Genomic DNA, 8,662 nt, shown 5'->3' on the forward strand with positions numbered 1-8,662 from the left:
GAAATAACTTCACCCACACCAGCCTCTGAAAATACACTTCCCAGTGCGCCCAGCAGCTGAGGCAGCAAGCAGGCGGCTCCAACCTGCATAAGCAGACGTGAAGTATCTTCTCTTGTCTCACTTACCTTTGGTTTACAAATGACAAATGCCAAAATCAAGGCAAGTACACAGGCTACACCTGTCATAATTGCGCCATTCAGCGCTGTAGGAGTGACAACCCCCTCTGCATTCACAACATCATATTTCACAAAAGATAAAACCAGAGCAATAACACCAACGGTGACTGCCGGAATAAATATTTTCGTTCCGATTCTCTCGCTGGCCGCCTGCTTGGACTGTGCGGCAGCTTCCGCGAACTTACCCATTTTTACCTGTTTTGTAAGAGTCAGGCAGCCCATAACCAACAGCATTGCGCCGGTAACCACAGGAGGAAGAACTTTACCCAGCATGAAGATCAGCCCTGTCAGTGTCCAGAAAATAATTGTTCCGACTTTTGCCTCTTCGTTCTTTCTTGCACGGAAAGCAGTATCAAAACATACCAGTCCGCAGAGAACATAGAAAAATTCCGGCAAATATATACCTAAAAAATCTGTCATTATTTCTTTCCTCCCTTCACCTGTCTGTCAAACAGGAATACCTGTACCATCGTCAGGATGATCGAGATAATCATAACGAAAATAGAAGATGATGCAATACTGGAAAGTGTAACATCATATCCAGCCACGGCAAGCCCGGACTGAATCAGCACGACACCAGACGCTGCAGGAAAGCAGTTCTGCGCGAAGAAGTTACCATAGTTCTCAGATGCGGCTGAAAGACCTTTTACTTTCTCATCTTCCTTTTCTGTCAGCCTGCATCCCTTGGATGCTTCTGCAGCCGCAGCGGTCATCGGTAGGATCAGAGGGCGAATAAACTGAACGTGTCCGCCAATTCGAATATTCATTGCAGATGCTAAAGAACGAATCACAATCCACAGCGACAAAACCTTTCCTGCGGATGCATTCTTAATCTTTCCAATCAAATAAGCTGCCCTCTCCTTCATACCAAAACGCTCGATGATGGCAATTACCGGGAACATAATAAGGAAAATAGACATCAGTCTATTGTTTACAAAAGATGTACCTATAATCTCCAGAATATGAAAAAAATCCAGGCCTGATACAAGACCAGTCACAATACCTGCCACAAGTACTACAGCCAGAACATCCAGTTTCAGTGCAAAACCTAAAACAATAATCACTACACCAATTAATTTAATAATTTCCATATCCTTCCCCTTTCTTAGCTATAAAGCATACAACCTGCTGAAGAGATTTCCTCTTCCTTAGTCTTCCCCCTTTCATTGCAAACCTCTTCTTTTCATCATTAAAATATCTTACAGAAAAATACATGATTTTACATTATTATATATGAAAGCTGCAAACATGTCCACACTTAATATGCCATCCAACAGCGTAAATTTACCTTCGGAAATAATGGTGTAGAATTCACCCACTATGCACTAACAAAGTATCAGGCAATAACTTGAATTTAGTATACGCCTTTTTGTACTCAAAACAAGCCTAGTTTTCTTTCTGGGCGAACTCCGGTTTATTCCTCCTGACTGTGCTTTTTCCCAAGAGGAATAAGCCTCTTTCTCACATTTCATGTGTACTTTTCATAATCCCCTTGATATTTATGATCTTTCTATTCTGAGATGATATACTTTGATTTATACTTTCCATGTATTTCCCCAGTTATCCATGCCTGTTCTTTTCTGAATCTAACAGCTGGGCACTGCTTAGGATCTCATATTCTGCTCTCGCTGCTTGCGGCAGTCCAGTTCGACAGGATAATTCTTTTGCCTCTGCAATCCTTTTTGGTCCTGCTCCGGATTGCGACCCTGAGTTCATACGCTGCGTCCGTCCTGCTGTCTTTCATGTGGCTTGAAAGCGCCCATCCATACCGCCAGATTTCACAATACTTCTGGTCGTTCCAGTCCACGGTGTCCTCCTTGTGGCTTTTCCACCTGCCGGACGGGAACCGGATGCGCTCGCCGTTCTCGTCAAGGCCGTAAATCTTGCGGGATTTCGGGAGCCATTTGCCGGTTTCGTCCATCGCCCGCATGGTAAAGAGGATATGGGTGTGGAGGTTGCCGCTCCCTTTGTCATGGATGGCAAAGTCTGCAATCATGCCTTTGGAAACAAAAAACTCCCGGCAGTAGTCACGGATCAGGTGTACTGTTCCGGGGGAAGTTCCCTCGGAATGGCAAGCACCAACCTCCGGGCAAGCTGGAAGTTCCATTGTTTTTCAACCGATTCGGCGGCATTCCATAGTGTATTACGGTTTGCGTACTCCGGCGGCGCATGGGGCGGGAGCATGATTTCCGTGTGGACGATTTCGCTCTTGTGGGAATAGTATTTCTGCTTCTGGTCGTATTCAGAGAATAACCGTTCCCCGCTTTGGTAGGCAGCGGAAGCAACGGCGGACTGACCTTTGCTGCGCTGGATGATTTTTACATCATGGTGTGGGCATGGCAAGCGTGATTCTTCCTTTCTCCCCGGTGACGGGGCAAGAAAAGAGCAGGGAACCTGTTTCAAAATTTCCTGCTCGGTGATGCCGCTGGTGGACGGCGGGTATTTAAATGTTACAAATTACTTTTTGCTATAAAAGGCTTCTATCACCTGTCCAATAAATTCCGTTGTTCCTTCTCCATAAATGCTGTCTTGCACTGCCTGTATTTCCTTGTTTGTACGATAAATGGCAGCTATCTCAAGCTCCATAGAAGTAGCATCAGGCAGTTGGAACATCTGCTTTGTAACGAAGTCGTATTCCTCAACTAATTCTTTTACTTCAAAGGAATTTACAACCTGACCTTTCTTTCCTGCCAGTTTTTTAACAATTTCCTCCAGCTGTTTCTGATACGCCGGAAAAATTTCTGTATTCCCCGGATTTTTAGATGCATCCAATGCTTTTTCTTTGCTGCCATACCACTCTACAATCTTCTGGAAATTTTTCTGGACAGCTTCAGTAGAAGCATCTTCAAAGAATTTCTTTTTCCATTCCTCTATGCTGCCATAATTCTCAATGAAAATCGCTTTCTGTTCTTCGCTCATATTCGCTACCATAGAGTTATACATATCCTCTAATTCAATCTTAGTAAATACCTCAAAGTCCATTGTGTTATCTCCTTTCAAAATCCTGTCTATGCTGGTAATCAAACGCTCCATACGTTCTTTCTTTGCCACCAGCATTTTCCGCTGCATTTGCAAAATCTGATTTTTTTCAAGAGCTGGATTTTCTATGACTGCTTTGATTTCTTTCAGGGGCATATCAAACTCCCGAAAGAATAGAATCTGCCGCAGAATCTCCAGGGCTTTATCGTCATAAAACCTGTATCCCGCCTCATTACATACCGTGGGTCTTAACAGACCGATCTGATCATAATAATGAAGCGCGCGCACGCTGATACCTGTCATTTCAGAAACCTGTTTTACAGTCCTCATATATTTCTTCCTCCTGCCTTTCCTGATTTACAGATTACACTATGACGCTCCGTCAGAGTCAAGAGGATTTTATGATTTTTCCTAAAATGTAATAGTTAATTCGTGATTCCCCATTTAAATTCGTGTTTGACGATTTTAGTGTTACACGTTTCATGGTATGATGTTCCTGGTAAGTGGATTCCTCCATCAAAGGAGGATTATTTATGTATAAGAAAAAAACATATGACCAAAAGCACCTGACGACAACCCAAAGAATTCATATTGAAAAAGGGCTAAATGATGGTCTGTCATTTGCAGCGATCGCCAGAAAACTTGATAAGCATCCAAGTACAATTTCCAAGGAAGTGAAGAAATATCGCACCTTTCAAAAACGAGAGGCTGATCCAAGACATCCTCTTCGCTGTGTCCGGTTTAAGGAATGTTCCTTACGTTTTCTTTGCGACAAACCGAATTGCGTAAAAGTCTGCAAATACTGCTATAACAGTGAGGAACGTATTCCTGTATGCACTGCCCTTTGTCCAGAATATCTGGAACCACAATGTGAATCTATCTGCAAAGCTCCTTATGTCTGCAATCATTGTACAAGACAGCGTACCTGTAATAAGAGCAAAGCTTTCTACATTACACAGAATGCAGACAAATCCTCCCAGGATCTGCTTGTTTCATGCAGACAGGGAATTAATCAGGCTCCCGTCGATATCGCACTCCTTGACGATCTTATCTCTCCGCTATTATTGCAGGGGCAGTCGCTGGCACACATTTATGCCTTTCACGGACATGAAATTCCCTGTTCCAGAAAAACGCTGTATAACTATATCGATCAAGGTGTTTTTACTGCAAGGAATATCGATTTGCGCCGCAAGGTCGGTTATAAATGTAAACCCAGAAAAACCGGCACAAGGGTTAGTCTTTCTGCAAAAGAGTTCCGCATCGGCCGTACTTATGAGGATTTCCAGAAATTTATTCAAACGCATCCTGATATTCCGATTGTTGAACTCGATACCGTGGAAGGTGGCCGGGATAACAGTACGCAGGCTTTCCTGACGATTTTCTTCCGTAACTGCTCTCTTATGCTCATTTTTGTGTTACAAGAGAAGTCACCGGAGCAAGTCATAAAAGTATTCGATTATTTAACAGAGAAGCTTGGCATCAAAGTGTTCCAGGAGCTGTTCCCCGTAATATTGACTGATAATGGTGTGGAATTTCAGTTTCCAGAGCGGCTGGAATGCGATAAAAATTGTGAAATTCGTACCAAAATCTTTTACTGCAATCCAAACTCCTCCTGGCAAAAAGGCCGCATAGAAAAGAACCATGAATATTTCCGCTATGTGATTCCAAAAGGCCAAAGTCTGGATTCCTATAAGCAGCGCGATGCATGCATACTTATGAATCACATCAACAGCGAAGCAAGAGACAGCCTGAACGGCTGCACTCCATTCAGGCTGTCTAAGATGCTTTTGAACAATAAGCTCCACAGACTTTTATGTCTGCAGGAAATCCCTGCTGACGAAGTCCATTTGAAGCCATCATTACTCAAAAAATAAAATGATAATCAAGACGGAATCCACTGCCGAATTTAATCCTACAAAAATTTGGTATGTGGAATTTAGTCTTGCACACTATTCCAGATGCTTGTTTGCCATGCTTGCACACATGAAAACAGGCTCCTATAAATTCATTATAGCTCTATTTTAGCCACTCGTAAACCAAAACAACGTGAATTAAGTGTTGCAAGATCAAGGCTTTTGATAAATCACGAATTCACTTTGTAATTTTACCATTTTATGATTTTTCAAATTTTTCTTTGAGTATATCATCTTTCTATCCACACCGGAAGAAGCACCACAGGATGATATGACACTTGTTGGACGGAAACAGCTTGCAACGCAAGGTGTTTCCGTCCGGCAAGTCCACAAAGGGGGGGGCTGGCGGCAGTCAGCGCAGGGGAAGTGTAGCGTCCCCTGTGAGGATTGGAGCGGATGGAACATCTGCGGAAATCCTCTGCTCCCTGCAAGGGGCTTCTGGCAGCAATCTTCGCCGTTTCCGGCGTTCTGCCTTTACCCATTTTCCGGTTTTTGAGATAGTATCTGCTCAACGATTTGCCGGTTCTCGCTCCGATGGAACAGCAGCTACAAAATCACGCTGACCTGTTCATCCGTCACAAGCTTCGGGTGGGGCAGGTAGCTTTCCAGCTCCGCCTTATATAATCATAAAAACCTCCTGATATATGTCTTTATTTATTGTTATAAAACAGGGGAATGGGTAACCTCTGAAATCCGACACGGGCGGCCGGCACTGTAATGGTGTCGGCTGCTTAATATTTAAAAATTGGGGGTACGCTTTTCTTCATTAAGCATAATATAACATTGTAATATCTACAATTATCAATCAAGAGGGAAAAATTATGAATGAAGATATGAAAAGGCCTTGTCCTCCAAAGCAACACGTTCACGAAGTAACCGGAAGCGTTAAGATTTCCGGGTGCTGTGAATATGCTCATAACCATCGGTTTGCTACAGTGTCCAGCGAAGCAATTCCCTGTGATGGCAGCCACGTGCATGAAGTAAAATTTCAAACCGATTCTTGTAATGGCCATACCCATGAATTTTGCGGCACATCCTCAACGGCAATTGATGTTGGTTGTGGAAAACACGTACACCTTATTAAAGGATGTACCTCTATGGACGCAGGACACAAGCATGACTTTATCGTTGCGACATTAATTGAAAACCCTGTTTGTGATTAAATACTTTCCCCGGCTTAGGCCGGGGAAATCCCTTATAATAAACGTTTCGACCAGTTATTTAGCATTAAGCTTTTAAAGGTATTGCGCCTTGCAATACCATCCGCAGTAAGCACGTGATCACGCTGGTACTGCAGCACGGCTGCCTCCAGCTCATTGCCAAAGCTGCCAGGCACTCTACACCCTGCGGGTTCGTTTCCCGCCAGGTCCACTTTTAAAGGGTTCCTTTATTTATGCGGTTTTGTGGTTCTTTGAAAAAGGGGCTACACCCCCATAAAAAGGGAGTGGAAACTCATATCTATGCAACACGAAAATGAGATGAGACAATATAGCTTTGAGGCTGGCAGCCCAAAACTGCCAGTTTTTTATTATTAACAATCAGAACATGCATTCGTATAATTAATTTATACAAGACAAATATTTGTTCTGTTTCCAGTAAGAAGTGATGCATATGAAGAGTATTATTTATGAGAATCACGACGCTTATCTATTGTATCAGGCTGCTCTTGAGCGGTACCCAAATCTGCCAACACACGGCAACATATCCGTCCAATATGTACCTATATTACAAGGCATATCCAGAGGAACGCTCCAAGGATATAGGTACAGGCAGTGCGCCTCTATATAATTTCCAATATTTACCTGTAGTATTATTGCCGCCTTCGATAATAAACTTAATTCGGAGGTGATAAAATTATGTTCAATAAAAAAACACATGACCCAGACTTTGAAGCTAATCCAGAATTTGAACAAGACCCAGGATTTCTGGAATGGATATGCCAGCGTGTCAGGAATGAGGCTGCAGGAAATCCAAAAAAAATGGATACCGAACCGGATCTGGAAAAATTTGAGCCGTCAGAGGAATTGTACGAACGTATGGTAAAAGAAGCACACGAACGTGGGCTGCTAAAAGAGGATTAACGTCGAATACTGTCCACGATTATCTATTGCTCTAATTCCAATTATGTTGTAATATTTATTTGCAACCAAAAGTATCAATAAGTTTTTAGTCGCGGAACGGTCGGCGCTGTAATGGTGTCGGCTGTTTTGCATCTCTTGACAACTAAGGATAGTCCTTTTACAATATAGGCATAGGTGATGACAATAAATAGTAGGAGGTATCAAACGTCATGCCGGCGCGCGTCGACTATGCTAAATACGCAGATTCAGATTTATCCATTTTAACAATTCGGGAACGAGAAACTTTGATATTGAAAATGCAAGGTCTTTCAGCTATTGAAATATCACAACAGTTGAATTGTTGCAGACAAAATATAAATGCTTTGCTTTTAAAAGCCCGTAAAAAGCTTGATAACCCACAAACAAATCCTTATATACATCGTAGGCAAAATATTGACTATACCCAATATGCAAATTGTGACTTATCTATATTGAGTCGACTTGAACGAATCTTTTTATCAGAAAAAATTTCTGGCAAATCATATAAGGAAATTGCAGAACAACATCATTCCTCAATAACCTCTGTCGGAACTTTGTTGTATCGAGCACACAAAAAACTAGATGATTTGTATGATTAAAAGGCCCCGGTGGAGAAACCGAGGCCTTACAGCGTTTTACAGTGGCCCCCTGTGCATTGATAGTTACAGTAGTGCTCCTGTTTTATCAGTGTAACACGTCTTTCTTGCTGTTATAATAACCCTTACTATATTTTTTTATAACAATACCATTTGCATAATAGCCATTACATTTTTGATTGCTGCAGATGCTTCAACACGGCAGTTTCATTTGATCTGCAATTATAGAGATATTTGTATCCTGGCGTAAGCAAATATATCCGTATTCCCACTTGTTCTGAATCCTCAGTCACTTCTTTTTCCATCCACTCCAAATAATAGCGGTATTCACAGACAACAATACTATATCCATCTTAGGTCATAACGATAATAAACTTCCGAGGCTTGTGGTACCTGAAGCCACACAGGCCATTCCTGATAGCCTTTCAGCAATTTTTATCTTTCCTTCTCATTTTTCAGATTCAGCTCAAAGCCCTCCTTCCGTAGGTTCTTTGTTTCTCCTATATTAGCAATCTGGCCATTACTTATGCCAAGCTGCTCAGATATTAATTCCCTGGTCTTTTTCCCTTGATTTCTTGCTTAATTTCTTCTCCTTTGTCATTTTTTCCTAAAGAGATACATTCATACCGCCATAAATCATATTCTTTCCTTTTTTGCTTCTTGACTTCTTCACTATCATATTCATTAGGTGTATATTTTTCCAAGTTTTCAAGCCAAGATTTCAAAAATCCGAGTTCTTGGTAGGGCTGAACCTTTTGGTTTAATATAGTTGTTTAACAAAAATTTTATATCTGATTTCTGATTATCCGCATAAACACTATACTTTCAAGTATTTTAAAGTATAGAAAAGCACTCATTTTACCACGAACTTACCACGATTGAATGAGCCTTGATATGAC

The 8,662-nt window shown here is 41.8% G+C and carries 9 protein-coding genes and 1 pseudogene; 4 read left to right on the plus strand and 6 right to left on the minus strand.

All coding sequences use genetic code 11. The features are described from left to right. From MUB35_RS30000 to MUB35_RS30015, 4 genes and pseudogenes are all read right to left on the minus strand, one after another. Positions 1–596, minus strand: a 596-nt coding sequence (locus tag MUB35_RS30000) for a 5-oxoproline transporter, DUF979 family subunit (protein WP_244807359.1), incomplete at its 3' end; no start/stop codon positions are given. Next, a complete protein-coding gene (locus tag MUB35_RS30005) occupies positions 596–1,267 on the minus strand; it encodes a DUF969 domain-containing protein (RefSeq protein WP_226985350.1) in 672 nt (223 codons plus the stop codon). The genes MUB35_RS30005 and MUB35_RS30000, both read right to left, overlap by 1 nt. 583 nt (positions 1,268–1,850) lie before the next feature. Beyond that, a pseudogene (gene mobQ, locus MUB35_RS30010) lies at positions 1,851–2,519 on the minus strand (MobQ family relaxase); the annotation flags it as partial. Between the two features lie 114 nt (positions 2,520–2,633). Continuing rightward, a complete protein-coding gene (locus MUB35_RS30015) occupies positions 2,634–3,485 on the minus strand; it encodes a MerR family transcriptional regulator (protein WP_118594200.1) in 852 nt (283 codons plus the stop codon). Positions 3,486–3,688: 203 nt separating this feature from the next. On the opposite strand from MUB35_RS30015, the gene MUB35_RS30020 reads away from it, so the two are divergent. Together MUB35_RS30020 and MUB35_RS30025 are read left to right on the plus strand one after the other, a co-directional pair. After that, the gene (locus MUB35_RS30020; RefSeq protein WP_244807360.1) at positions 3,689–5,029 is read left to right on the plus strand and encodes an IS30 family transposase; all 1,341 of its coding nucleotides are present in this window, start codon (positions 3,689–3,691) and stop codon (positions 5,027–5,029) included. 860 nt (positions 5,030–5,889) lie between these two features. Beyond that, positions 5,890–6,231, plus strand: a complete 342-nt coding sequence (locus MUB35_RS30025; RefSeq protein ID WP_226985349.1) for a YmaF family protein — start codon at positions 5,890–5,892, stop codon at positions 6,229–6,231. Positions 6,232–6,263: 32 nt separating this feature from the next. Here the strand turns inward: MUB35_RS30025 and MUB35_RS31105 are convergent, their stop codons facing one another. Next, positions 6,264–6,440 carry a peptidoglycan-binding domain-containing protein gene (locus tag MUB35_RS31105; protein ID WP_118594198.1) on the minus strand — a complete coding sequence of 59 codons (177 nt, stop codon included), beginning with the start codon at positions 6,438–6,440 and terminating at the stop codon, positions 6,264–6,266. A 484-nt stretch (positions 6,441–6,924) separates the two neighbouring features. Here MUB35_RS31105 and MUB35_RS30030 point away from each other — a divergent pair, with 484 nt between their 5' ends. Together MUB35_RS30030 and MUB35_RS30035 are read left to right on the plus strand one after the other, a co-directional pair. Beyond that, positions 6,925–7,149: a hypothetical protein gene (locus MUB35_RS30030; RefSeq protein WP_118594197.1), complete on the plus strand. Its 225-nt coding sequence runs from the start codon at positions 6,925–6,927 to the stop codon at positions 7,147–7,149. 209 nt (positions 7,150–7,358) lie between these two features. Continuing rightward, the gene (locus MUB35_RS30035) at positions 7,359–7,766 is read left to right on the plus strand and encodes a sigma factor-like helix-turn-helix DNA-binding protein (RefSeq protein WP_118594196.1); all 408 of its coding nucleotides are present in this window, start codon (positions 7,359–7,361) and stop codon (positions 7,764–7,766) included. Between the two features lie 542 nt (positions 7,767–8,308). Here MUB35_RS30035 and MUB35_RS30040 read toward each other — a convergent pair. Next, positions 8,309–8,488, minus strand: a complete 180-nt coding sequence (locus MUB35_RS30040) for a hypothetical protein (protein WP_244807361.1) — start codon at positions 8,486–8,488, stop codon at positions 8,309–8,311. Positions 8,489–8,662: the final 174 nt, after the last annotated feature.

It is taken from the genome of Blautia sp. NSJ-175, assembly GCF_022867815.1.
Taxonomy (GTDB): domain Bacteria; phylum Bacillota; class Clostridia; order Lachnospirales; family Lachnospiraceae; genus Blautia; species Blautia celeris.